Origin of the sequence: Dactylosporangium sp. CA-139114 (genome assembly GCF_050955725.1) — a bacterium.
Taxonomy (GTDB): domain Bacteria; phylum Actinomycetota; class Actinomycetes; order Mycobacteriales; family Micromonosporaceae; genus Dactylosporangium.
This window is the reverse complement of record NZ_CP192080.1, coordinates 5,114,062-5,137,513: the sequence shown is the minus strand read 5'-3', so window position 1 is coordinate 5,137,513 and position 23,452 is coordinate 5,114,062. Positions and strand designations below refer to the sequence as shown.

The 23,452-nt window shown below is 75.4% G+C and carries 14 protein-coding genes; 8 read left to right on the top strand and 6 right to left on the bottom strand.

Going from position 1 to position 23,452, the window contains the following annotated elements:
• Nucleotides 1–145 precede the first annotated feature (145 nt).
• The 3 genes from ACQP2P_RS22635 to ACQP2P_RS22625 all read left to right on the top strand — a co-directional run bounded on the left by ACQP2P_RS22635 (nucleotide 146) and on the right by ACQP2P_RS22625 (nucleotide 3,489).
• The gene (locus ACQP2P_RS22635) at nucleotides 146–2,305 is read left to right on the top strand and encodes a discoidin domain-containing protein (RefSeq protein WP_433603891.1); all 2,160 of its coding nucleotides are present in this window, start codon (nucleotides 146–148) and stop codon (nucleotides 2,303–2,305) included.
• Between the two features lie 89 nt (nucleotides 2,306–2,394).
• Entirely contained in the window at nucleotides 2,395–2,559 is a 165-nt protein-coding gene (locus ACQP2P_RS22630; protein WP_433603889.1) for a hypothetical protein, read from the top strand.
• 42 nt (nucleotides 2,560–2,601) lie between these two features.
• Nucleotides 2,602–3,489, top strand: coding sequence for a glycosyltransferase family 2 protein (locus ACQP2P_RS22625; protein ID WP_433603888.1), 888 nt, complete (start codon nucleotides 2,602–2,604; stop codon nucleotides 3,487–3,489).
• Here the strand turns inward: ACQP2P_RS22625 and ACQP2P_RS22620 are convergent.
• The gene (locus tag ACQP2P_RS22620) at nucleotides 3,461–4,132 is read right to left on the bottom strand and encodes a response regulator (protein ID WP_433603887.1); all 672 of its coding nucleotides are present in this window, start codon (nucleotides 4,130–4,132) and stop codon (nucleotides 3,461–3,463) included. The two genes, ACQP2P_RS22625 and ACQP2P_RS22620, sit on opposite strands and share 29 nt — an antisense overlap.
• Nucleotides 4,129–5,211: a sensor histidine kinase gene (locus tag ACQP2P_RS22615; RefSeq protein WP_433603886.1), complete on the bottom strand. Its 1,083-nt coding sequence runs from the start codon at nucleotides 5,209–5,211 to the stop codon at nucleotides 4,129–4,131. The genes ACQP2P_RS22620 and ACQP2P_RS22615 overlap by 4 nt, the downstream gene beginning before the upstream one ends.
• Before the next feature lie 194 nt (nucleotides 5,212–5,405).
• On the opposite strand from ACQP2P_RS22615, the gene ACQP2P_RS22610 reads away from it, so the two are divergent.
• The 3 genes from ACQP2P_RS22610 to chrA all read left to right on the top strand — a co-directional run bounded on the left by ACQP2P_RS22610 (nucleotide 5,406) and on the right by chrA (nucleotide 7,597).
• The gene (locus ACQP2P_RS22610; RefSeq protein ID WP_433603885.1) at nucleotides 5,406–5,678 is read left to right on the top strand and encodes a DUF6223 family protein; all 273 of its coding nucleotides are present in this window, start codon (nucleotides 5,406–5,408) and stop codon (nucleotides 5,676–5,678) included.
• 75 nt (nucleotides 5,679–5,753) lie between these two features.
• Nucleotides 5,754–6,470, top strand: a complete 717-nt coding sequence (locus tag ACQP2P_RS22605; protein ID WP_433603884.1) for an ArsR family transcriptional regulator — start codon at nucleotides 5,754–5,756, stop codon at nucleotides 6,468–6,470.
• Entirely contained in the window at nucleotides 6,455–7,597 is a 1,143-nt protein-coding gene (chrA, locus tag ACQP2P_RS22600; protein ID WP_433603882.1) for a chromate efflux transporter, read from the top strand. Before ACQP2P_RS22605 ends, chrA begins: the two co-directional genes overlap by 16 nt.
• 31 nt (nucleotides 7,598–7,628) lie before the next feature.
• Here chrA and ACQP2P_RS22595 read toward each other — a convergent pair whose 3' ends face one another.
• Complete coding sequence (locus ACQP2P_RS22595) at nucleotides 7,629–8,831, bottom strand: MFS transporter (RefSeq protein WP_433603881.1); 1,203 nt, start codon at nucleotides 8,829–8,831, stop codon at nucleotides 7,629–7,631.
• 73 nt (nucleotides 8,832–8,904) lie between these two features.
• On the opposite strand from ACQP2P_RS22595, the gene ACQP2P_RS22590 reads away from it, so the two are divergent.
• Together ACQP2P_RS22590 and ACQP2P_RS22585 are read left to right on the top strand one after the other, a co-directional pair.
• Entirely contained in the window at nucleotides 8,905–9,660 is a 756-nt protein-coding gene (locus tag ACQP2P_RS22590; protein WP_433603879.1) for a DeoR/GlpR family DNA-binding transcription regulator, read from the top strand.
• A 5-nt stretch (nucleotides 9,661–9,665) separates the two neighbouring features.
• A complete protein-coding gene (locus ACQP2P_RS22585; RefSeq protein WP_433603877.1) occupies nucleotides 9,666–10,265 on the top strand; it encodes an HAD family hydrolase in 600 nt (199 codons plus the stop codon).
• On the opposite strand, the gene ACQP2P_RS22580 is transcribed toward ACQP2P_RS22585, so the two are convergent.
• The 3 genes from ACQP2P_RS22580 to ACQP2P_RS22570 are packed head-to-tail and all read right to left on the bottom strand — an operon-like array spanning nucleotide 10,194 to nucleotide 23,395.
• Nucleotides 10,194–15,461 (bottom strand): non-ribosomal peptide synthetase/MFS transporter, encoded by a 5,268-nt coding sequence (locus ACQP2P_RS22580; protein ID WP_433603876.1) that lies wholly within the window; start codon nucleotides 15,459–15,461, stop codon nucleotides 10,194–10,196. The genes ACQP2P_RS22585 and ACQP2P_RS22580 overlap by 72 nt on opposite strands.
• Nucleotides 15,458–18,646, bottom strand: a complete 3,189-nt coding sequence (locus tag ACQP2P_RS22575; RefSeq protein WP_433603874.1) for a non-ribosomal peptide synthetase — start codon at nucleotides 18,644–18,646, stop codon at nucleotides 15,458–15,460. Before ACQP2P_RS22575 ends, ACQP2P_RS22580 begins: the two co-directional genes overlap by 4 nt.
• A 9-nt stretch (nucleotides 18,647–18,655) precedes the next feature.
• A complete protein-coding gene (locus ACQP2P_RS22570; RefSeq protein ID WP_433603873.1) occupies nucleotides 18,656–23,395 on the bottom strand; it encodes an amino acid adenylation domain-containing protein in 4,740 nt (1,579 codons plus the stop codon).
• Nucleotides 23,396–23,452: the final 57 nt, after the last annotated feature.

Here is a 23,452-nt window from a genome sequence, read left to right as displayed (position 1 = left end):
AGTGGAGCGCCGTTGATCGATTTGGCAACTCGTGGCAAACGATTGTCCGGCCGGGCGCGGCGGGCCTACGGTCCAGTCATCCGCCCCCGCCTCCACGCGCCGCCCGCCAGCGCCGCGCGGCGATGGAGCCTGCCTTGGAGATGCCATGAAACGCTCGTTCGTCGCCTTAGCCGCCGTCGCCGCGGCGCTGCTGGCGTATGCACTCGTCGTCGTGGTCGGACCGGCGGTCGCCGCGCCGGCCTGCGGTACCACCAACGTCGCCCTCAACCGTCCCGCGTCCGCGTCCTCGGCCGAGAACGCGACTCTCGCCGCGGCCAAGGCCGTGGACGGATCCGCCTCGACCCGCTGGTCCAGCGCGCACGGCGTCGATCCACAGTGGATCCAGATCGATCTGGGCGCCACGACGCAGATTTGCCAGGTCGTGCTGACGTGGCAGCGCTCGTACGCGAAGGCCTACCGCGTCGAGGTCTCCGCCGACGGGGTGAACGGCTGGACCCCGATCTACTCGACCACGACCGGCGCCGGCGGCACCGAGACCCTGCCGGTCGACGGCTCGGGCCGGTTCATCCGGATGTACGGCACCGCTCGTGCGACCCAGTACGGCTACTCGCTCTTCGAGTTCGCGGTCTACGCGGGCGAGCCGGGCGGCCCCCAGCTGCCCGGCGGCGGTGACCTCGGCTCGAACGTCGTGGTCTTCGACCCGAGCCAGTCCTCGGCCACGATTCAGGCGCGCCTGGACCAGATCTTCACCCAGCAGGAGACGAACCAGTTCGGCACCGAGCGCTACCAGGTGCTGTTCAAGCCGGGCTCGTACTCGGGTCTCAACGCGCAGCTGGGCTTCTACACGTCGATCAACGGCCTCGGGCAGAACCCGCAGGACGTGCAGATCCATGGGGACATCACCGTGGACGCGGGCTGGATGGCCGGCAACGCGACCCAGAACTTCTGGCGCTCGGCCGAGAACCTCTCGGTCTACCCGGTGTCGGGCCGGGACCGGTGGGCGGTGGCCCAGGCGGCGCCGTTCCGCCGGATGGACGTGCACGGCGGGATGACCCTCGCGAGCCCGAACTGCGGGTGGGCGTCGGGCGGCTACATCGCCGACAGCCGGGTGAGCGGGGAGATCAGCCCGTGCTCGCAGCAGCAGTGGTTCACCCGCGACTCCACCATCGGCAGCTGGAAGGGGGCGCTGTGGAACATGGTGTTCTCGGGCGTGCAGGGCGCCCCGGCCACGAGCTTCCCCTCGCCCCCGATCACGACCCTGCCCACGTCGCCGGTGACGCAGGAGAAGCCGTACCTCTACGCCGACGCGTCGGGCTACCGGGTGTTCGTGCCGTCGCTGCGCACCAACAGCAGCGGGGCGACCTGGATCAACGGCCAGACCCCGGGCACGTCGCTGCCGCTGAGCCAGTTCTACGTGGCCAAGCCCGGCGTCACGGCCGCCACGCTGAACCAGGCGGTCGCGCAGGGCCTGAACCTGCTGTTCACCCCCGGCGTGTACCACCTGAGCTCGACGGTGAACATCAACCGCGCGAACACCGTGGTCCTGGGCCTGGGCTACGCCACGATCGTGGCGGACAACGGCGCGCTGCCGATGGCCGTCGGTGACGTCGACGGGGTCAAGATCGCCAGCCTGCTCTTCGACGCCGGCCCGACGAACTCCCCGGCGCTGCTGCAGGTCGGCCCCAACGGCGCGACCGGCAACCACGCGGGCGCCCCGAACCTCATCTCCGACGTGTTCCTGCGCGTCGGCGGCGCGGGCGCGGCCAAGGTCACCAACGCCCTCGTGGTCAACAACAACAACACGATCATCGACCACATCTGGGCCTGGCGGGCCGACCACGGCGCCGGAGCGGGCTGGACCTCCAACCCCTCCGACACCGGGCTCATCGTCAACGGCCAGAACGTGACCGCCTACGGCCTGTTCGTCGAGCACTTCGAGAAGTACAACGTCATCTGGAACGGCAACGGCGGCAAGACCATCTTCCTGCAGAACGAGCTGCCCTACGACCCGCCGTCGGCCGCCGCTTGGTCCCACGACGGGATCACCGGCTACGCCGCCTACAAGGTCGCCGACACGGTCACCTCGCACGAGGCGTGGGGCATGGGCAGCTACTGCGTCTTCACGACGGACCCGTCGATCGCCGCGTACCACTCGTTCGAGGCGCCGGTGAACGCCGGCGTCAAGTTCCACGACCTCCTGACCGTGTCGCTGGGCAAGGGCTCCATCACCCACGTCATCAACGACACCGGTGACGCCGCCCTGCCGAGCAAGGTGACGCCGCACACGGTGGTCAGCTACCCGTGACGGCCCGGGCGCCCGGCGGCCGGACGGCCGCCGGGCGCCGCACGGCACATGACCGTTTCGCCTCACCCGCGCTGGGTAGGCGAGGCGGTATGACGCTGCCGAACGACGACACCGGCCACCTCGTGGATCCCGGTTCCCCCGACGACACCGACGAGTTCGACCGGGATGCCGATCGGGAACCGCCGGCCCTCGACCCGCTCAACGGCGAACCCGATGCCGTCACCACCGGGGCGCCTCTCGGACCGCCGGACTGACCCGCGACGTTTACGCGTGGCGGCGCGGGACAGTCGGGCCCCATGCCCGCCGTCTCCGTCGTGATCGCCACCCGCAACCGGTGCGCCGGACTCGAGCGCACGCTGCGGGCGCTGCACCGCGAGGCCGACCCGCCGCCGGTCATCGTCGCCGACAACGGTTCCAGCGACGGTACCGCCGGCATGCTCGCCACCGCCTACCCGCACGTGCGCCACCTGCCGCTCGGCCGCAACCTCGGCGCCGTCGCCCGCAACCACGGCGCCGCGGCGGCCGGCACGGCCTACGTCGCGTTCGCCGACGACGACTCCTGGTGGGCGCCCGGCGCCCTCGCCCGGGCCGCCCGCCACCTCGACGCCGCGCCGCGCCTGGCCCTGGTCGCGGCCCGCACGCTCGTCGGCCCACGGGAGCGGCTCGACCCGATGTCGGCCTCCATGGCCCGCGATCCGCTCGGCACCGCCCCCGACCTGCCCGGCCCCTCCGTGCTCGGCTTCCTCGCCTGCGCCGCGGTCGTGCGCCGCGACGCGTTCCTGGCCTGCGGCGGCTTCGACCCGGTCGTGTTCTTCATGGGCGAGGAGGCGCGGGTCGCCCTGGACCTGCGCGCCGCGGGGCACGGCCTCGCCTACTGCGACGACGTCGTCGCGCACCACCACCCGCAGCCCAACCCGGCCGCCGAGGCGGCGAAACGCCTTCTGGCCCTGCGCAACCGGGCCCTGACCGCGTGGATGCGCCGCCCGGTGCGCGTCGCCGTCGAGGCGACCCGCGACGTGCTGGCGACCGCCCGGCCGGCCGCCTGGCCGCTGCTCGGCCGGCTCCCGCGCGCCCTGGCCCGGCGCCGCTGCGTCCCCGCCGAGGTCGAGTTCGAGCTGGCGCTGCTGGCCGCCGCCGAGCACGGCGGCCGGGCGATCATCGAGCGTCCCGCCCGCGGGGACTGACCAGGCCGGACTCGTATGCGATGACGACGAGCTGCGCGCGATCCCGGGCGTGCAGCTTGGTCATGGCCCGGTTGACGTGCGTCTTGGCCGTCACGGGACTGATCGTCATGCGGGCGGCGATCTCGTCGTTGGCCAGGCCGTGCGCCACGAGGGTGACGGCCTCGCGCTCGCGGGCGGTCAGCCCCGCCAGCGCGGCGGTGGCCCGGTCCAGCGGGGGCTGGGTGACGTAGCGGTCGATGAGCTTGCGGGTGATCGAGGGGGCCAGCAGCGCGTCGCCGCGCGCCGCGACCCGCACGGCGTGCAGGAAGTCCTCGGGCAGGATGTCCTTGACCAGGAAGCCGGCCGCCCCGGCGCGCAACGCCGTGAAGACGTACTCGTCGAGCCCGTAGTTCGTGAGCACCACCACGTGCACCCCGTCCAGGCCCGGGTCGGCCGCGATGCGCCGGGTCGCCTCGAGCCCGTCGACCACGGGCATCCGCACGTCGACGAGGACCACGTCGGGCCGCAGCCGCGCGGCGAGCGCCACCGCCGCGCCGCCGTCGCCGGCCTCCGCCACGACCTCGATGTCGTCCTCGGCGTCGAGCAGCGCGCGGAACCCGCTGCGGATGAGGGGCTGGTCGTCGGCCAGCAGCACGCGGATCACGCGACGGGCAGTTCGGCGTGCACCGCGAAGCCGCCCTCGGGGCGCGGCCCGGCCCGCAGCGAGCCGCCGAGCGCGGTCACCCGTTCCCGCATGCCGAGCAGGCCCACGCCGGGCGCGACGGGCGCGGCCGGGGTGGCGGTGCCGTCGTCGACGACGCGGATGCCGAGCAGCCCGGGGCGGTACTCGATGGTGACCGAGGCGGTCGCGGCCGGCGCGTGCCGGGCGACGTTGGTGAGCGCCTCCTGGACGATGCGGTACGCGGTGCGCTCCAGCGCGGCGGGCAGGCCGGCCCGCTCGCCCTCGATGCTCAGCGTCGCCTCAACGCCGCCGGCCCGGGCCCGCTCGATCAGCGCGGGGACGTGCTCGAGGCCGTTGGGCCCGCACGCGTCGTCGTCGCGCAGCACCTCGAGCGTCGCGCGCAGCTCCCGGGCCGCCTCCCGGCCGGCCGCGCGGATCGCGAGCAGCGCGTCCGGCACCGGCTCGCCCCGCTTCCGCGCCACGTGGACGGCGGCCTCGGCCTGCACCTTGATCACCGAGATCTGGTGGGTGAGCGAGTCGTGCAGCTCGCGGGCGATGTGCAGCCGCTCCTCGTCGGCGCGCCGGCGGGCGATCTCCTCGCGGGTCCGTTCGGCCTCGTCGGCCCGCCGCTCGGCCTGGCGCAGCGCCTCGCCCGCCGCACCGGCGGCGATCAGCCACGCGAGCTCGAGCACACCGCGGGACTCGGCGAACGCCGCGCCGGTGCTCTGACCCGCGGCCAGCGCCGCCAGTGGCAGCGCGGCGAGCATGGCCACGCTGACGGCGATGGTCGCGGCCCGGCGGCCGGCGCGCATGGCGGCGTAGACCGCGACGAGGTAGGCGACGGCGAACACGTCGAACCCGGCCGCGTGATAGCCGACCGCGCACAGGCCGGTCGCGACGAGCACGGGCACCGGCGCCCGCCGGCGCGCGGCCAGGGCGAGGCCGCCGGCGACCAGCAGCGCGTAGCCGGCCGCGGGACCGGGACGGTGCTCGGCGACCCCGGTGATCAGCAGGATCGCCGCGACGCCGACGGCGATGCCCCAGTCCGAGATGCGGCCCATGCGGGCACCTTAGCCGGGCCCGGGCGCGGGCGACTCGTCCGCGCGGACCGCATCGGACTACTGCGCGCGCAGTAGACGACCGGCATCTGCCGCGGCCGCGGCACCGCGTGAAGCCGCCCCCGGGCCGATGCGCCGCGGCCGCCCCGGCGGCCAGGATCGGAGCCATCCCATTCCCGCAAGTGAAGGAGCCGACCATGACCGTCGACCGGGCCGTGGCCACCCTGGCCGCCATCGTCGCGCTGGCCGCCGTCGTCATCGGCGTGCGGGCCCTGAGCCGGGCGGGCCGCGGGGCGAGGGTCGCCCTGGCGGCCGGGGCGGCCGGCCTGATCACCGGCGTCATCATGCTGGCGACCGCGGACGGCGGCCCGGGCACCGGCAACGGCGTCGTCGGCGCCGGCGTGGCCGTGGTGCTCGGGCTGGCCGCGATCGTCCTCGGCGTCATCGCCCGGCGCCGGCGACTCGCGTGAACCCGGCGCGGCCGAGGTGATCCGGGCCGGACGCCGGGGGATTTGCATCAAACTGATTTGATGTATCCTGCGGGCGTGGCGGAGTTGCCCCCGTTCCTGCAGGCCGTGGCGCACCCGCTGCGGTGGCGGCTGCTCGGCGAGCTGTCCCGCAGCGACCGCCAGGTGCGCGAGCTGACCGCGCTGCTCGGCGAGCAGCAGAGCCTGGTCTCGTATCATCTGGGTCACCTGCGCCGCGCCGAGCTGGTCCGGTCCCGCCGCAGCGCCGCCGACGCCCGCGACATCTACTACCGCCTGGACCTCACCCGCTGCGGCGCGCAGCTGGCCGCGGCGGGAGGCGCGCTGCACCCGGCCCTGCGCTACGTCGCGCCGCGACCCGCCGCGCCGGGCCCGACGAGCGTGCTGTTCCTGACCGGCAACAGCTCCCGATCCCAGATGGCCGAGGCCCTGCTGCGCGACCGCTCGCACGGGACGATCGCCGCGCACAGCGCCGGCAGCCGCCCGAAGCCCGTCCACCCGGACGCGATCGCCGCGATGGCCGCGCGCGGGCTGGACCTGAGCACCGCGCGCCCGAAACACCTGGACGAGTTCGCCGGCCGGCACTTCGGCCACGTCATCACCCTGTGCGACAGGGTCCGCGAGGTCTGCCCCGAGTTCCCGGGGCACCCGGACAAGATCCACTGGAGCATGCCCGACCCGTCCGCCGAGCCGGACGGCCGCCCCGCATTCGACCGCGCCGCCGGCGAGATCGCCGAGCGCCTCGACCACTTTCTGCACACATGCGCGACGACGTAGGCCTCGCCACCGTCCTGCGGGAGTGGGGCCGCATCGGCTGCCTCGGCTTCGGCGGCCCCCCGGCCCACATCGCCCTGCTGCGCAGGCTCTGCGTCGAGGATCGCCGGTGGATCGGCGCGCAGGAGTTCGAGGACGCCATCGCGGCGTGCAACCTGCTGCCCGGCCCGGCCTCGACCCAGCTGGCCATCTTCTGCGCCTGGCGGGTCCGCGGCCGCCTGGGCGCGCTCGTGGGCGGGGCCGCGTTCATCGTCCCGGGCCTGATCGTGATCCTGGCCCTGGCCGTGCTGTTCCTGCACGGCAACCCGCCCACGTGGGTGAAGGCCGCCGGCGCGGGTGCGGGCGCCGCGGTCGCCGCCGTGGCCGTCCAGGCCGGGGTGAGCCTGATCCCGGCGGGATGGCGGCGAGCACCGCAGCAGAGCAGCCGCGTCAGATGGATCCTGTACCTCCTCGCCGGCACCGTCGCCGCCGCGACCATCGGCCCGTGGCTGGTGCTGCTGCTGGTCGTCGCGGGCATCGTCGAGCTGCTGGCCCAGCGGGTCCCCGCCCCGCGCCGGCCGCCGGCCCCGGCCCTGGCGATGACCGGCCTCGGCGGCGGGGTCCTGCTGCCGGTGGCCTGGGTCGCGCTCAAGGTAGGCGCCCTGTCCTACGGCGGCGGCTTCGTCATCATCCCGCTCATGCGCGCCGACGCGGTCGACAACTACCACTGGATGACCGGCGCCCAGTTCCTCAACGCGGTCGCCCTCGGCCAGATCACGCCGGGCCCGGTCGTGCAGACGGTGGCGGTGGTCGGCTACGCCGCCGCCGGGCTGGGCGGCGGCGTGCTGGCCTCGATCGTCGCCTTCAGCCCGTCCTTCGCGTTCATCCTGCTGGGCGCCCACCGCTTCGACCGCCTGCGCGGCAACCGGGCCGTGCGGGCCTTCCTGGACGGCGCGGCCCCGGCCGCGGTCGGCGCCATCCTGGGCTCGGCGATCCCGCTGGCCCTGACCCTCACCCAGACCTGGCAGTGGTTCGTGCTGGCCGCGGCGGCGGTGCTCCTGCTGGCCCTGCGCCGCGGCCCCGTCCTGACCCTGCTGGGCGCCGCCGCGGCCGGGACGGTCATCGTCCTGTCCGGCGGCCCGCTGGGGTGATCATCCGTGGGCCGGTCGCGGTGGGCAGTGCTCAGCGCGACGGCCGGGGCGGGCGGACCGTCGTGGCGATCATCGCCGCCACCGCCAGCAGCACCGCCACCACCGTCAAGGCCCGCAGCACGGTGATGTGATCGCCGAGGAACCCGATGATGGGCGGCCCCCCGAGGAAGGCGCAGTACCCGATCGAGGCGATCACGCTCACCCGCCCGGCGGCCTTGCGGGGGTCGTCGCCGCCCGCGCTCATCCCGACCGGAAAGCCCAGCGAGGCGCCCAGGCCCCAGAGCAGGGTGCCGGCGTAGGCGTAGACCGGGCCGGGGCCGAACACGAAGAGGGCCACGCCCGCGATGCCGAACACGGCCAGGACGCGCACGACCGCGGTGCGGCCGTAGCGGTCCAGCAGCCGGGGGCCGAACCAGCGGCCCGCGGTCATCGCCGTCAGGAAGAGCGCGAAGGCGATGGTGCCGAGCGCGGCCGACACGTGGTGGCCGTCGATCGCGGCGACGCTGATCCAGTCGTTGCCGACGCCCTCGGCGAAGGCGAAGGCGAGCACGAACAGGCCGATCAGGAGCGTGCGGGGCTCCTTCCACGCGGCCAGGGCGCCGCCGGGGGCGGACTCCGGCGAGGCGGGCTCGCCGGGGCCGTGGCCGGCGATGAAGCGCCGCGCCTGCCAGGTGACCACGAGCACGACGAGCACGGCCACGGCGACGAGGTGCACGGCCACGGGGACGCGCAGGGCGATCATGACCGCGCCGACGAGGGCGCCGGCTACGGTACCGAGGCTGAATCCGGCGTGGAAGCGGGACATGACCGATCGGCCGAGGTGGCGCTCCACCACCGTGCCCTGGACGTTCATCGCCACGTCCCACGCGCCGTTGGCGAAGCCGAGCAGTGCCAGGCCGGCGACGACCGGGGCGACGCCGGCCTGCGCGCCGAGTGCGGCGACGACGAGCCCGACGCCGAGCAGGACCGCCATGGTGCCGACGATCCGGGCCGAGCCGAAGCGGGTCACCAGGGGCCCGGACAGCGGGAGCGCGACCAGGGAGCCGGCGGCGATGGCCAGCAGGACCAGGCCGAGGGCGGCCGAGTCGAGCCCGAGGCGGTCACGGACCTGCGGGATGCGGGCGGCCCAGCTGGCGAACGCGAAGCCCGAGCCGATGAAGGCGGCGTAGGTCGCGGCGGTGGCGGTGCGGACCGCGGGCGGGGTGGGCACCGCGGCGGCGATCGAGGCGAACATGGCAACGAACATAACAAACAAGATCCGCGTTCGAAACGTTGTCTTTACCGCGCCAGTGGTGTTCAATGGCGGCATGACGCTCAGCGATCGCCACCGGCGGATCCTCGAGGCCGTGCGGCACGCCGGTCAGCTCGGCGTCCCGCGGCTGGCCGAGCTGACCGGCACCTCCGAGATGACCGTGCGCCGGGACCTGGAGCAGCTGGCCGACCAGGGGTTGATCGAACGCTACCGGGGCGGGGCGCGCACCCTCACGCTGCGCGGCGAGGAGCCGCCGTTCGCGGTGCGCACGCACGAGGGGCTGGACGCCAAGCGGCGCATCGCCGAGGCGGTCGCGGACCTGATCGCCGACGGGGAGGCCGTCGTGGTCGACGGCGGGACCACCTGCCTCGAGGTCGCCCGCCTGCTCGTCCCGCGCCGGATCACCGTCATGCCGCTGTCGATGCACGCGGCCAACGCGCTCGCCGGCGGCCCCCAGCTCCGGCTGCTGCTCCCCGGCGGCGAGCTGCGCCCGGACGAGCTCGCGCTCACCGGGCCGCTCACCGAGGCCTCGCTGGCCGCGCTGCGCTTCGACACCGCGATCCTCGGCTGCTGCGGCCTCACCGCCGCCGGGATGACCGCCTACGACCTCGCCGACGCGGCGATCAAGCGCGCGATCATCGCCTCCGCCCACCGCGTCATCGTGGTCGCCGAGCCCGCCAAGCTCTCCCGCACGGCGCTGGCGTTCGTGGCGCCCGTGTCCGCGTTCAGCCTCGTGGTCACCACCGAGGACGCGGCCGAGGACGACGCCGACGCGCTCACCGCCGCCGGCACCGTCGTGCGGAGGGTCTGAGCGCCGTGCCCGACGTCATCCTCTTCGACCTGTTCGGGGTCATCGCGCGGCACCAGTCGCAGGCCGGTCGCGACGCCCTCGTGCAGATCGCCGGTCTCCCCGAGGCCGATTTCTGGCAGTCGTACTGGCACCACCGCGTCGCCTACGACGCGGGCCTCGTCACCGGGGCCGAGTACTGGCGCCGGGTCTCCCGGTTCACCGAGGAGCAGATCGCCGCCCTCGTCGAGGCGGACATCGCGAGCTGGAGCGAGGTCGACGAGAAGATGGTCGGCCTGCTGGAGCGGGCCGCGGCCGCCGGGGTGCGCCTGGCGCTGCTGTCCAACATCCCCGCGGAGCTCGCGGCCCACTACGAGCGCCACCACCGGCGGTGGCTGCGCCACTTCGAGCTGGTGGCCTTCTCGTGCCGGATCGGGCTGGCCAAGCCGGACCCGGCGGCGTTTCACTGGTGCTGCCGCGAGCTCGGCCTGGCCCCCGATCGACTGCTGTTCGTGGACGACCGCGACGAGAACGTCGCGGCCGCCCGGCGCGTCGGGCTACACACGCACCTGTTCGTCGGCCTCGGCCTGGACCTCGTCCAGCGAGTCGGGGATCTCGGCCCCCGCTGAGGCGTCCGGCAGGTCGTCCTCCATCCGGTGCAGGGGCCGGTAGGCGAGGCCCAGCGCGCCCCAGACCACCAGCAGCACGCCGCAGGCGAGCAGGATCAGCCCCGTACCGCGGGCGTCCCCGACCCCCACGACCCGCCCGACCGTGTCCGCGAGCGCGCCCCCGGGCCGCAGCAGCGGCGCGACCGCGTCCGTGAACGGCGGTGCGGTCAGGAACGCGACCGGCGTCATCGCCACGGCCAGCATCTGGTTCGTGGCGAGCACCCGGCCCTGCAGCTCCAGGCCGACCTTGACCTGGATGATCGCGAGCCAGTGGGCGTTGAGGATGGAGAGCGAGGCGTACCAGATGAGGCTGCCCACCGCCGCGAGCCCCGTCGACGGCCGCAGCCCGACGAGCGCGGCTCCGAGACCGACCCCGATGACGAAGCCCACCATGCCCGTGGCCCGGCGCTCGGCGCCGCCCCACAGCACCATGGCCAGCGCCCCGAGACCGGCCCCGACGCCGCTGAACGCGGTGACGAGGCTGACCGCCGTCGTGCCGCCGAACGCGTACACGGTCGGCACGGTCACGGCGAGGGCGAGCATCGCGAGGTAGTTCTCGACCACGAAGAACACGATCATGATCATGAGCGGGCGGCGCCGGACGAGGAACCGCCAGCCGCCGACGATCGCGCGGACGAACGTCTCCTCCTGCCGGCGGAAGAGCCGGTCGGGCAGGCGCACCAGCAGCAGCGTGCCGACGCCGACGAGCAGCGACACCACGTCGACCGCGACGACCCACGGCATGCCCAGCGCCGTGATCAGCGCGCCGCCGGCCAGCGGGGCGATGAGCATGCCGATGCCCGGGCCGAGGTTCGCCAGCGCGTTGGCCTGGCCCAGGTAGGGCTTCGGCACCAGCTGCGCGACCGCGGCCAGGTAGGCGGGGCGGTGGAACGCGGTCACCGCGGACAACAGCCCGGCCAGCAGCCCGACGCTCCAGATCTCCAGCCGGCCCAGCGCCAGCAGGGTGACCACCGCGGACATGACCACCGCGCCCGCCCCGTTGCAGGCCAGCATGATGCGCCGCCGGTCGATCCGGTCGGCCACCGCCCCGCCCACCGGCAGCAGCAGGATCGAGGGCAGCAGGGCCAGCATGGTGACGAGGGCGTAGTCGGCGACGCGGCCGTTGCGCTGGTACGCCCAGACGCCCAGGGCGAACGAGCTCAGCGCGGCACCGATCAGCGAGGTGGTCTGGCCGGCCGTCATGACGTAGAACTCGCGCAGGTCGCGGCGGGCCCGGCCGCCGGTGACCGCGGTGCTGACCGCCTCCGGCGCCCGGCCCGCACCCCACTCCCGCAGCGCGCCGGCGATCTCGTCGGCCGCGGCCGCCGCCTGGTGCTTGAGGAAGTAGTGCCCGGCCCGGGGCAGGACCGCCAGCGCGACGCGATCCGCGAAGGCGCCCCATTCCGCATAGCGTTCCTGGTACAGCTCCGTCGAGCGGTCCCGCGCCCCGATCAGGCACAGCACGGGCGCCCGCAGCCGCCGCCGGTCGGGCCGGGTCAGCTCGCGGGTGAACCACGTCTGCGACTCGTCCACGTCGTGGCGCAGGCCGCGCAGGATCACGTCGGCGTCGAGGCCCTCGTCGTCGTCGAGGCCGCCGAGCGTGCGCAGGAAGTCACGGTACGCCCGGTCGGAGGTGAACCACGTGGCGTGGAAGCGCCGGTGGAACCAGGACGACACCCGCCCCGGCAGCCGCGCCGCCGGGAAGCTGCCCCCGACGACCAGCCCGGCGACCTCGCGGCCGTCGGACTCCAGGCGCAGGGCGAGCTCGGTGGCGGCCGCCGAGCCGACGCAGTGGCCGTAGACCAGCACCGGGCCGCTCGGCAGGTCCGCCACCACGCGGTCGATCAGCTCGGCCATCGGCATCGGCGGCTCGTCGGGCCGGGCCGGGTCGTGCCCGGGCAGCTCGATCGCCAGCACGGCCGCGCCGGGCAGGCGCTGCGCGAGCTCGGTGGCCAGCGGCCCGTACGCCGCGGCCGAGCCGCCGCCGTAGGGCACACAGACGACGGTCAGCGTCGCGTCGGCCGGGCCCGCCAGGCGGTGCAGCAGGCCGGTCGAGCCGGTGTCGCCGTCGAGGTAGGCGGCCAGCTCCCGCACGGTCGGCCGGGTGAACAGGTCGATGACGCGCAGCTGCGGGTCGATGGCCCGCACGGCCCGCACCGCCTTGAACGAGTCGCCGCCGAGGGCGAAGAAGTCGTCGTCCAGCCCGATCTCGGCGCCGTCGAGGACCTCGGCCCAGGCCGCGGCGACCCGCAGCTGCGTCGGGGACTCCGGCGCGACCCGGGTGGCGGCGCCCGGCGGCTGCGGTGCCGGCAGCGCGGTCCGGTCCACCTTGCCGTTGGCGGTCAGCGGGAGCCGGTCGAGGACCACGAACGCCGAGGGCACCATGTAGTCCGGGAGCCGGTCGCGCAGCGCGGCCCGCACCACCCCGGGGTCGGCCGTCGCGGGCGTGATCCAGGCGGCCAGCCGGCGCGTGTGCGCCTCGCCGACGGGCAGCACCACGGCCTCGCCGACGCCGGGGACCCCGCGCACCGCGGAGGCGACCTCGTTGAGCTCGACCCGGAAACCGCGGATCTTCACCTGGTCGTCGACCCGGCCCAGGATCTGCACCAGGCCGTGGGCGTCGACGCGGACGCGGTCGCCGGAGCGGTACCAACCCTGCTCGAAGCGGTCGTCGACGAGGTTCAGGTATCCGCGCGCCACGCTCGGGCCGCCGATGCGCAGCTCGCCCGGCACCCCGTCCGGCACCGGCCGGCCCGCCCGGTCGGTCACCCGGCACTCGACGTTGGCGAACGGCCGCCCGATGGGCACGGTGCCGATGCGGCGCTCGGCCGGAACCTCGCGCACGTCGCAGCCGAGCACGGAGACCGTCGTCTCGGTCGGGCCGTAGTGGACCTGCACCTCCAGGTCCGGCCGGACCCGCTCGATGCGCTCGACGAGCTCCCACGGGCACGGCTCGCCGGCCAGGACGAGCAGCTCCCGGGGCAGCAGCGCGGCGAGGTCGCCGTGCGCGGCCAGCAGCTCCAGGTGGCTCGGGACCAGCTTCATCGCGTCGACCGGATGCTCGGCGAGGTAGGCGGCGAACGCCTCCGGATCGGTGGCGGTCTCGCGGTCCACGAGGTGCGCCACGCCGCCGGTGGCGAGCGCCCCGAACAGGTTCGTCATGCCGAGGTCGGCCGCGTGGGTGGACACCAGGGCGTAGGAGCCGTGCGGCCCGATGCGGTCCGCCACCGCGTGCAGGTAGTGCGCGATGTTGCGGTGCTCGACCATGACGCCCTTGGGCCGGCCGGTCGAGCCGGACGTGAAGATGAGGTACGCGAGGTGGTCCATCGCCACCGCCACGGCCCCGGCCGGCTCGCCGGTCACGTCCGCGACGACGATCGCCTCGCGGCCCGGGACGCGGCACGGCTCACGGCCCGCGAACGCGGCCTCGGTGAGCACGAACCGGGCCTGCGCGGCGTCGAGGATCTCCGCCACGCGGCCGTCCGGGTAGCCGGGGTCGACGGGGAGGTAGGCCGCGCCGGCCTTGAGCGCGCCGAGCATCGCCACGGGCAGGGCCGTCCCGCGCTCGGTGAGCACCGCGACCGGCTCCTCGGGCCGCACGCCGGCCGCCAGCAGCCGGGCCGCCACCACCCCGGCGCGCCGGTTCAGCTCCGCGTAGGACAGCCGGCCGTCCGCCGCGACCACCGCGGTCGCGTCCGGCGCCGACGCCGCGTGGCGGGCGATGAGCTCGTGCAGCGGCCGGTCCAGCGGGTAGGACACCCGCGGGCCGTCCGGCCCGGGCCGCACGCCGGGCTCCAGCGCCAGCTCGCCGACCGGGCGGTCGGGCTCGGTGACCAGGCCGGTCAGCAGCGCCAGGAACCAGTCCATCAGCCGCCGGGCGGTCACCTCGTCGAACAGGTCGGCGCGGAACACCAGCGAGCCGCGGTAGCCGTCGTCCACGCGCGACAGCGCGAGGTTGAGGTCGTACTTGGCCGTGTGGGTCGGCAGCTCCATGCCCTGCGCGTCCAGGTTCGGCAGGCGCAGCGGCGCGGCCGGCTGCTCCAGCACGTTGAGCAGCACCTGGAAGATCGGCGTGTGACCGAGGTTGCGCTCGGGCTGCAGCCGCTCCACGATCCGCTCGAACGGCGTCTCGGACTGCGCGAGCGCGTCGATCGCCATCTCGCGGACCCGGGTCAGCAGCTCGCGGCCGGTCGGGTCGCCGGAGCAGTCGGTCCGCATGACCAGCGTGCCGATGAAGCAGCCGATCATCTTCTCGACGTCCGGGTGGTGCCGGCCCGCGACCGGGACGCCGATCGGGATGTCGTCCGTGCCGCACACCCGGGCCAGCAGCGCCTGGAACGCGGTGAGCAGCACCATGAACGGCGTCGCCCCGCAGGACGCGGCGAGCCCGGCGATCGGGCCGGTCAGCGCCGCGGGCACGTGCACCCGCACCTGCCCGGCCTCGTGGCCGGCCACCGCCGGGCGGGGCCGGTCGGCCGGCAGGTCCAGCACCGGCGCCAGGCCCCGCAGCCGCTCGACCCACCGGTCCAGGGCCGCGGGCGACGGCTCGAGGCCGGCCTGCCAGCGGGCGTAGTCGGCGTACTGCAGCGCGGGCGCGTCCGGCGCCGGGCGGCCGTCGAGGCGGCGGGCGTACAGGTCCGCGATCTCGCTCAGCGCCAGATCGATCGACCACGCGTCGAAGGCGATGTGGTGGACCACGAGCAGCAGCACGTGCTCGTCCGGCCCGTCGCGGCGGATCAGCGCCCGCATCGGCGGCTCCTGCTCGAGCCGGAACGCCCGGTGCCGGAACGCGTCCAGCTCCCCCTCGGTCTCGACGGGCACGTCGTCCGCGCCGCCCAGCACCCCGGTCGGCACGCCGTCGCGGTCCACGAACCGGGTTCGCAGCACGTGGTGGCGCACGGCCAGGTCCCGGATCGCGGCGCTCAGCGCGGCCACGTCGAGCGGGCCGGTCAGCCGCACGGTGGCCGACACGTGGTACGCGCCGCTGTCCGGCTCCAGCTGGTGCAGGAACCACAGCCGGGCCTGGGCCGGCGACAGCGGCGCCGGCGCGCCCGGGTCGGCGGACGCGGGAATGGTGGTGGCGGTGCGAGCGGCGTTGCGGCGCGCCCCGGCCAGCCGCTGCTGCAGCAGCGAGCGCTGGGTGTCGGTGACCGTCACGCCTGCGTCACCTCGGCCAGCAGCAGCGCCTCCAGCGCGGCGGCGAAGTTCGCCAGCACCGGCTGCTCGAACTGCAGCCGCACCGGCACCGCGAAGTCCAGCGCGTCGCGGAGCCGGCCCACGACCAGCGTCGCCGACAGGGAGTGCCCGCCCAGCGCGAAGAAGTTGTCGTACACCGACAGCTCGTCGCGCTTCAGCACGGCGCTCCACACCTCGGCGACGAGCTGCTCCGCCTCGGTGCGCGGCGCGACCCGCTGCTGCACCTCGTCCCGCGGCTCGGGCAGCGCCGTGCGGTCGACCTTCCCGGAGGCGTTGACCGGCAGCGCGTCCAGGGTCATCCAGCGGCGCGGGACCATGTAGTCGGGCAGCGCCGCCCGCAGCAGGGTCTCCAGGGCCTGCGTGTCCGGCGTCGATCCCGGCCGCGGCACCACGTAGCCGACGAGGTGCGCGTCGCCGGCCGGGTCGGCGACGGTCACCACCGCCTCGGCCACGCCCGGCGCCGAGCGCAGCTGCGACTCGATCTCGCCGAGCTCGATGCGGTGCCCGCGCACCTTCACCTGGTGGTCGCGGCGGCCGAGGAAGTCCAGCAGCCCGTCGGTGCGCCAGCGCACCAGGTCACCGGTGCGGTAGCAGCGCTCGCCGGGCCGGACCGGGTCGGCGACGAACGCGGCCTCGGTCAGGTCGGGCCGGCCGTGGTAGCCGCGGGCCACACCGGCCCCGCCGATCCACAGCTCGCCGATGGTCCCGGGCAGCGCGAGGCGACCGGCGGCGTCCACCACGTACACCCACTCCCCCGCCATCGGGGTGCCGATGGGCACGGTGTCGCCGACGGGCGCGGTGACGCGGTACATCGTGGAGACCACGGCGGTCTCGGTCGGGCCGTAGCCGTTCCAGGCCTCGCCGAGCCGCACCGTGAGCTCGCGGGCGAGCGCGGGGTCGAGGGCCTCGCCGATGGCGATCCCCCGCACCTGCGGCGACTGCCAGCCGGCCGCGACGAGCATCCGGAACGTGGTCGGGGTCGCGGTCATCACGGTCACCTTGGACTCGGCGATGCGCTGCGCCACGAGGTGCCCGTCGACGGCCACGCCGCGCTCCAGCAGCACCAGCCGGGCGCCCTTGCCGAGGCCGCACCACAGCTCGAGCCCGGCCACGTCGAACGAGAGCGCGGTCAGGCCGAGCATCACGTCGTCGGGCGTCACCGGGACCAGCTCGCAGTTGGCGGCGACGAACGCGGCGACGGCGCCGTGGTTGAGCTCCACGCCCTTGGGGCGGCCGGTCGAGCCGGAGGTGTAGAGGATGTACGCGAGGTCGCCGGGGCCGGTCGCGGGCAGCTCGCCGGGCTCGGCGGCCAGCGCGTCGGCGAGGTCGACGAGGACGGCGCCGGTGCCCTCGACGAGCGCGCGGGCCACGTCCAGCGTCTCCGCGGCGGCGAGGACGACCCTGGCCCCGGAGTCGCTGAGCTGGTAGCGCAGCCGATCGGCCGGGTGGTCGGGCTCCAGCGGCACGTAGGCCGATCCGGCCCGCCAGACGCCGACCAGCGCGGCGGGCAGGTGCCGGTCGCGGGGCAGGCAGATCCCGACGGGCGAACCGGACCCGGCCCCGTGCGCGCGCAGCGCGGTCGCGATCCGCGCCGCGGCCACGGCCAGGTCGCCGTAGCTCAGGGTGCCGTCGGCGGCGGCGACCGCGACGGCCGCCGGGCGGGCGTCGGCCTGGGCGAGGACCGCGTCGAGCACGGTGGCGGGCGCGTCGGCGGGCAGGTCCGGGCCGGTGCCGAGGGCCACCAGCTCGGCCCGCTCGGCCTCGCCCAGCAGGTCGAGCTGCGAGAGCGGGCGGTCGGGGTCGGCCAACATCCCGTCGAGCAGGGCGAGCAGCCAGCGTGACCAGCGCTCGACCGTCGCCCGGTCGAACAGGTCGAGGCGGTAGTGCAGCTCGCCCTCGTAGCCGCCGTCCTCGGCCTGCAGCGACAGGCTCACGTCGAACTTGTTGAAGTCGAGCGGGGCGTCGAGGCGCTCGGCGCGCACGCCGGGCAGCGCGGGGTCGCGCTGGGCGGCTTCGAGCAGGTACAGCATCGACTGGAAGATCGGCGTCGTGGCGGTGGAGCGCTCGGGCGCCACGGCCTCCACGACCCGCTCGAAGGGCGCGGTGGCGTGCGCGAAGGCCTCAAGGGTGGTCTCCCGGACGCGGTCGAGCAGCTGGCGGCCGGTCGGGTCGCCGGACAGGTCGGTGCGCATCACGAGCGTGTTGATGAAGCAGCCGACGACGCCCTCGGTCGCGCGGTGGTGGCGCCCGGACTCGGGCACGCCGACGGCGACGTCCTCGCTGCCGCAGAGCCGGCCCAGCAGCGCCTGCCAGGCCGCGAGCACCACCATGAACGGCGTCGCGTTGCACTCCCGGGCGGTCTCGCGCACCCGCTCGGCCAGGGCCGGGGACAGCCTGAACGGCAGGTAGCCGCCGCTCCAGTCGGCCACCGCCGGGTAGGGCCGGTCGACGGGGAGCGCGAGCACGGGGGCGAGCCCGGCCAGCCGCTCGACCCACCAGCCGACGTGGTCGTCCGCGGTCCGCGTGGCCTGCCACTCGGTGATGTCGGCGTACTGCAGCCGCGGCGGCGCGGGCGGCTCGCCCTGGCCGAGGCGGGCGGCGTAGAGCGCGCCGATCTCGTCGAGCATCAGGTCCCGCGACCACGCGTCGGTGGCGATGTGGTGCACGGTCAGGGCCAGCACGTGGTGCTCGGCGCCGAGCCGGAAGAGCACGGCCCGCATCGGCGGCTCGCGGTCGAGCTCGAACGGCCGGCTCACCTCGGTCCGCAGCGCCGCGTCCAGCCCGGGCTCGTCGATGTCCACGAGGGACAGTTCGATCCGCTCGGCCGGGCCGGCGACGGCGTGCGCGGGCGGCGCGATGACGCTGCGCAGCACCTCGTGGCGGGCCGCGACCTCGCGCAGCGCGGCCAGCAGCGCGTCGGCGTCGAGCGGGCCGGTCAGCCGCAGCACCGTGGGCACGTGGTAGATCGAGGTGTTGGTCTCGAACTGCGCGTTGAACCACAGCCGGGCCTGCGACGGTGACAACGGCTGCGGCGCGTCCGGGTCGGACCGGCGCGGGATCTCCGCGTCGGCCCGGGCGGCGGCGCGGGCCGCCGCGACCCGCCGCTCCATGAGGGCCCGTAAGCTGTCCTGGTCAGACAAGGTCATAGTCGTTCCCTAGTTGCCGGTGGCCGGTTCGGCCACGATGTCGTCCATAACAAGCCGTTCGAGCTGTCCGGCGAAGTTCGCGAGGACCGGATGGTCGAACAGCAGCCGCACGGGGACCGCGCAGCCGAGCGTCTCGCGCAGCCGGCCCGCGACCCGGGTCGCGGCGAGCGAGTGGCCGCCGAGGCCGAAGAAACTGTCGTCGGCACCGATGCGGTCGGTGGTGAGGATCTGGGCCCAGACGTCGGCGACCAGCTGCTCCATCATCGACTCGGCCGGCCGGTGCGGCCGGTCCTCGCCGGGCTCGGGCAGCGCGCCGAGGTCGACCTTGCCGCTGGGTGTCATCGGCAGCGCGTCGAGCACCACCCAGCGGTGCGGCACGAGGTAGGAGGGCAGGCTCGCGCGCAGGTGGGCGGCGGCCTGCTCGGCGGTGACCGGGCCGGCGACGTAGCCCACGAGGTGCGCCTCCGCGCCCTGGCCCCGCGCGGTGACGACCGCGTGCTCGACGCCGGGGTGGGCGCGCAGCGCGGCCTCGATCTCGCCGAGCTCGACGCGGTAGCCGCGAATCTTCAGCTGGTGGTCGCGCCGGCCGCAGAACACGATCTCGCCGTCCGGCCGGCGGCGGACCAGGTCCCCGGTGCGGTAGCACCGCCCGCCGGGCACGACGGGGTCGGGCACGAACGCGGCCCCGGTCAGGTCCGGCCGGTTGTGGTAGCCGATGGCCGGCCCGGCGCCGCCGATCCACAGCTCGCCCGCGACGCCCGCCGGGACGAGGCGCTCCAGCGGATCCATGACGTAGAGCCGCTCGCCGAGCATCGCGTGCCCGATCGGCACGGCGTCGCCGACCTCGAGGACGCGGTACGCGGTCGACAGCACGGTGGCCTCGGTCGGGCCGTACACGTTCCACAGCTCCCGCACCACCGGCAGCAGCTCGCGGGCCAGGGCCGGGTCGAGCGTCTCGCCGCCGGCCCACACGCGCAGGTCCGCCCCGCCCGTCCAGCCCGCGGCGAGCAGGGTGCGCAGGATCGTCGGCGGCACGTTCATCACGTTGACGCGGTGCTCGGCGATCTGGCGGCCGAGGCGGTACCCGTCCACCGCGCTGTCGCGGTCGACGACCACGCAGCAGGCGCCGGCGCCGAGCGCCGACCAGATCTCGGCGCACGAGATGTCGAAGCTGAGCGTGGCCACGGCGAGCATGCGGTCCCCGGGCCCGAAGCCGGGCTCGAAGCGCAGCGCCTCGGTGAGCGCGGCGACGCTGGACTGGGCGACGGCCACGCCCTTGGGCTTGCCGGTCGAGCCCGAGGTGTAGAGCAGGTAGGCCCGGTCGGCGGGCCCGACGACGGGGAGCCCGGCCGGTGCCCGGCCTGAGGTCAGGTCCGGGGTCAGGTCCAGGTTCAGCGCGCCCGGTCCGGCCGCGGCGGCGGTCGTGTTCCGGCAGAGCACGGTCTTCGCGCCGCCGTCCGAGGCGAGCCAGGCCAGGCGCTCGGCCGGCAGCTCCGGCTCCAGCGGCAGGTACGCCGCGCCGGCCCGCCAGATCCCCAGCAGTGTCGCCGGCATCCGGTGGTCGCGCGGCAGGCACACGCCGACGACGTCGCCGGGCTCGACGCCCCGGTCCAGCAGGATCGCCGCGATCGCGGCCGAGTCGTCCCACAGCTGCCGGAACGTCATCTCGTCGTCGGCGCCGACGACGGCCACCTCGCCGGGGCGCTCCCGCACCTGCCGCTCGATCGCCTCGACGGCCGTGGCCGGCGCGCCGGCCGGGATCGGCGGACCGGCGGCCAGCTCGAGCAGCTGCGCCTCCTCGGCCGCGGTGACCAGCGGCAGGTGCGGGAGCGGGCGGTCCGGGTCCGCGGTGACCTCGGCGAGCGTGCGCAGGAGCCGGTCCGCGAACGCCTCCACCCACGCGCGATTCGTGAGGCCGGTGTCGTACTCCACCTGAAGCTCGACCCCGTCGGCCGTCTCGTTCACGAAGACGGTCAACGGGTTCTGCGCCCCGCCGCACCCCAGCTCGCCGAGCAGCTCCAGCCGCACCGCGCCCCGCTCGACCCGCACCGGCATCCCGGCCGGCTGCGCGGAGAGCACCACCGGGGTCAGCATCGCCCCGCGCGACTGGGTGCCGACGGCCGCGAACAGGTCCTCCGTGGACGGCCGGGGCCGGTCCAGCGCCCGGGCCGTCGTCGCCGACGCGGCCGCGACCGTGTCCCGCACGGTGGCCGCGGGCTCCAGCCGCAGCCGGACCGGCAGCACGTCGACGAGCGGGCCGATGACCCGGTCGAGCTCGGGCCCGGCGCGCCGGGCCACGACCACGCCGACGAGCACGTCCTTGCGGGCGGTGAGCCCGGCCAGCAGCAGCCCGAGGGCGGTCAGCCAGTCCGCGAAGACGGGGGTGCCGCTCGCCGGCGGGACCGGGCGGGTGATCCGCTCGCCGCGGAAGCCCGCGGTGCCCGAGAACAGCTCGCTCGGCGGCGACGCCCCGGCCAGCTCGTCGCGCCACGCGTCCGTCGCGCCGTCGGGGGTGAAGGCGAGGTCGCCGACCTGCACCGGCGGCGGCTCGACGGTGCCGGGCGCGGCCAGCTCGGTCGCGAGCTCGTCGAGCAACGTGCCGGTGGACCAGCCGTCGAAGGCCATGTGGTCGCCGACGACCACCAGCTCCGACACGCCGGCGGCGAGCCGGATGAGCTCGACGCGCAGCAGCGGCGCCGTGCCGGTCAGGTCGAAGGCGTGCCGGGCGGCGGCCTCGGCGATCGCGCCGGCCTCCCCCGCGCGCTCGGCCGCGGGCCGCTCGCGCAGGTCGTGCTCCGTGACGGGGACGTCCGTGCGGGCGCCCACGACCGCGATCGGCTCGCCGTCGCGCTCGACGATCCGGCTGCGCAGCACCTCGTGCCGCGACACCAGCGCGGCCAGCGCCGAGCGCAGGGCGGGCGCCTCGACCGGACCGGTGAGCCGGACCCGGAACGCCACCGTGGTCACGGCCGGCACCGAGCCGACCTGCCGCAGCGTCCACAGGCCGCGCTGGGTCGGGGTGAGCGGGTATTCCAGGACGCCCTCGTGCCGCACCGGGCCGCTCGCGACCGGGGCCGAGCCCTGGTGGACGAGGCTGGCGAGGGCGGCGACGGTCGGCTCGGCGAGGAACGCGGCCAGCGGCACCGTGGTCGCGAACTCGCGGCCGGCGAGCGCGCAGACCCGGGCCGCGGCGAGCGAGTGCCCGCCGAGGTCGGTGAAGCGGTCCTCGACCCCGACCTCGTCGATGCCGAGCACGTTGCCGACGATCGCGGCGAGCCGTTCCTCGGCGCGCGTGCGGGGCGCGACGAACGCGGTCCCGGTCCCGCGCCGGGCGGCGAGCACGGGCAGCGCGGCCCGGTCGATCTTGCCGTTCGGGCTCAGCGGCAGCCGCTCGGTGATCGCGAACCGGGTCGGCACCAGGTGCTCCGGCACCCGGCGGCGCAGCCACGCGCGCAGGCTCCGCTCGTCGAGGCCGGTCGCCTCCACGTGCCCGACCAGGTAGGACACGCCGTCCTCGTCGGCGGCGGCGACCACGCCGGCGCGGCGCACGGCCGGGTGGCGCACGAGCACCGCCTCGACCTCGCCGGGCTCGACCCGGTAGCCGCGGATCTTCACCTGGTCGTCGGCGCGGCCGGCGAAGCGCAGCACGGTGCCGTCGGTGCGGACCAGGTCGCCGGAGCGGTACCAGCCGTCGCCGAACCCGCCGCTGTCGCGGTTGAGGTAGCCGCGGGCGACCACCGGGCCGCCGATCCACAGCTCGCCCAGCTCGCCGTCGGCGACCGGCCGCCCGTCGGCGTCGCGCACGGACATGACGGCGCCCGCGATCGGCCGCCCGATCGGCGGCTCGCCGGTGTCGTCGCGGCCGACCTCGGCGATCGCGCAGGTCGTGGTGCACTCGGTCGGGCCGTAGAGGTTGAGCACCCGGCGCACGCCGGGGTTGGCGTAGATCCGATCGACCAGCGCCCGGGTCAGCGGCTCGCCGCCGGCGAACACGGCCCGCACGCCGCTGGGCAGCGGCTCGCGCAGCAGCGCGGCCAGCGCGGACGGCACGCCGTAGACGGTCGTGACCTCGTCGCGGGCCGGCAGCGCGGGCAGCGCCAGGACGTTCTCGGCGAGGATGACCGTGCCGCCCGTGACCAGGGGCAGGAACAGCTGGGTGATCGAGGGGTCGAAGCAGATCGACGCGGTGGCGAGCAGGCCGCTCAGCTCCTCGGCGGTGTACGCCTCGGCCTCGTACCGCAGCAGGTTCATCGTGTTGCGGTGCTCGACGACGACGCCCTTGGGGCGGCCGGTGGAGCCCGAGGTGTAGATGACGTAGGCCGCGTCGCCGCCGTCGCCGGGCCGGTCGAGCGGGGTCGCGTCGGCGTCCGCGGCGATCTCGTCGACGCGGACCGCGACGGCGTCCAGGCCGGGCAGCGTCGTGGCCCGGGTCGTGGCGACGAGCCGCATCTTCGTGTCGGCGGCGATGTACGCCAGCCGCTCGGCCGGGTACGCCGGGTCCATCGGCACGTAGGCGGCGCCGGTCTTCAGCACGCCCAGCAGCGCCGGGAGCAGGTGTTCGTCGCGGCCCAGGCACACGCCCACGAGCTCCCCGGGGCCGGCCCCGGCCCGGGCCAGCTCCCGGGCGATCCGGTTCGCGCGGGCGTCGAGCTGCGCGTAGCGCGTCCGGACGGTGCCGGCGATCACGGCAACCCGGTCCGGTGTGCGCCTTGCCTGCTCTTCGACCTGCTCGTGGACACGCTGAAACACGCGCAGCCCTCCCTGATATCAGACGGCCGTGCGTTAGCCGTTTTCCTGCCGGAAATA

What these genes read in the sequence shown, in the direction of transcription:
- ACQP2P_RS22635 (WP_433603891.1), top strand. Translation starts at nt 146, where the DNA reads ATGAAACGCTCGTTCGTCGCCTTAGCCGCCGTCGCCGCGGCGCTGCTG.
- ACQP2P_RS22630 (WP_433603889.1), top strand. Translation starts at nt 2,395, where the DNA reads ATGACGCTGCCGAACGACGACACCGGCCACCTCGTGGATCCCGGTTCC.
- ACQP2P_RS22625 (WP_433603888.1), top strand. Translation starts at nt 2,602, where the DNA reads ATGCCCGCCGTCTCCGTCGTGATCGCCACCCGCAACCGGTGCGCCGGA.
- ACQP2P_RS22615 (WP_433603886.1), bottom strand. Translation starts at nt 5,211, where the DNA reads ATGGGCCGCATCTCGGACTGGGGCATCGCCGTCGGCGTCGCGGCGATC.
- ACQP2P_RS22610 (WP_433603885.1), top strand. Translation starts at nt 5,406, where the DNA reads ATGACCGTCGACCGGGCCGTGGCCACCCTGGCCGCCATCGTCGCGCTG.
- chrA (WP_433603882.1), top strand. Translation starts at nt 6,455, where the DNA reads ATGCGCGACGACGTAGGCCTCGCCACCGTCCTGCGGGAGTGGGGCCGC.
- ACQP2P_RS22595 (WP_433603881.1), bottom strand. Translation starts at nt 8,831, where the DNA reads ATGTTCGCCTCGATCGCCGCCGCGGTGCCCACCCCGCCCGCGGTCCGC.
- ACQP2P_RS22590 (WP_433603879.1), top strand. Translation starts at nt 8,905, where the DNA reads ATGACGCTCAGCGATCGCCACCGGCGGATCCTCGAGGCCGTGCGGCAC.
- ACQP2P_RS22575 (WP_433603874.1), bottom strand. Translation starts at nt 18,646, where the DNA reads ATGACCTTGTCTGACCAGGACAGCTTACGGGCCCTCATGGAGCGGCGG.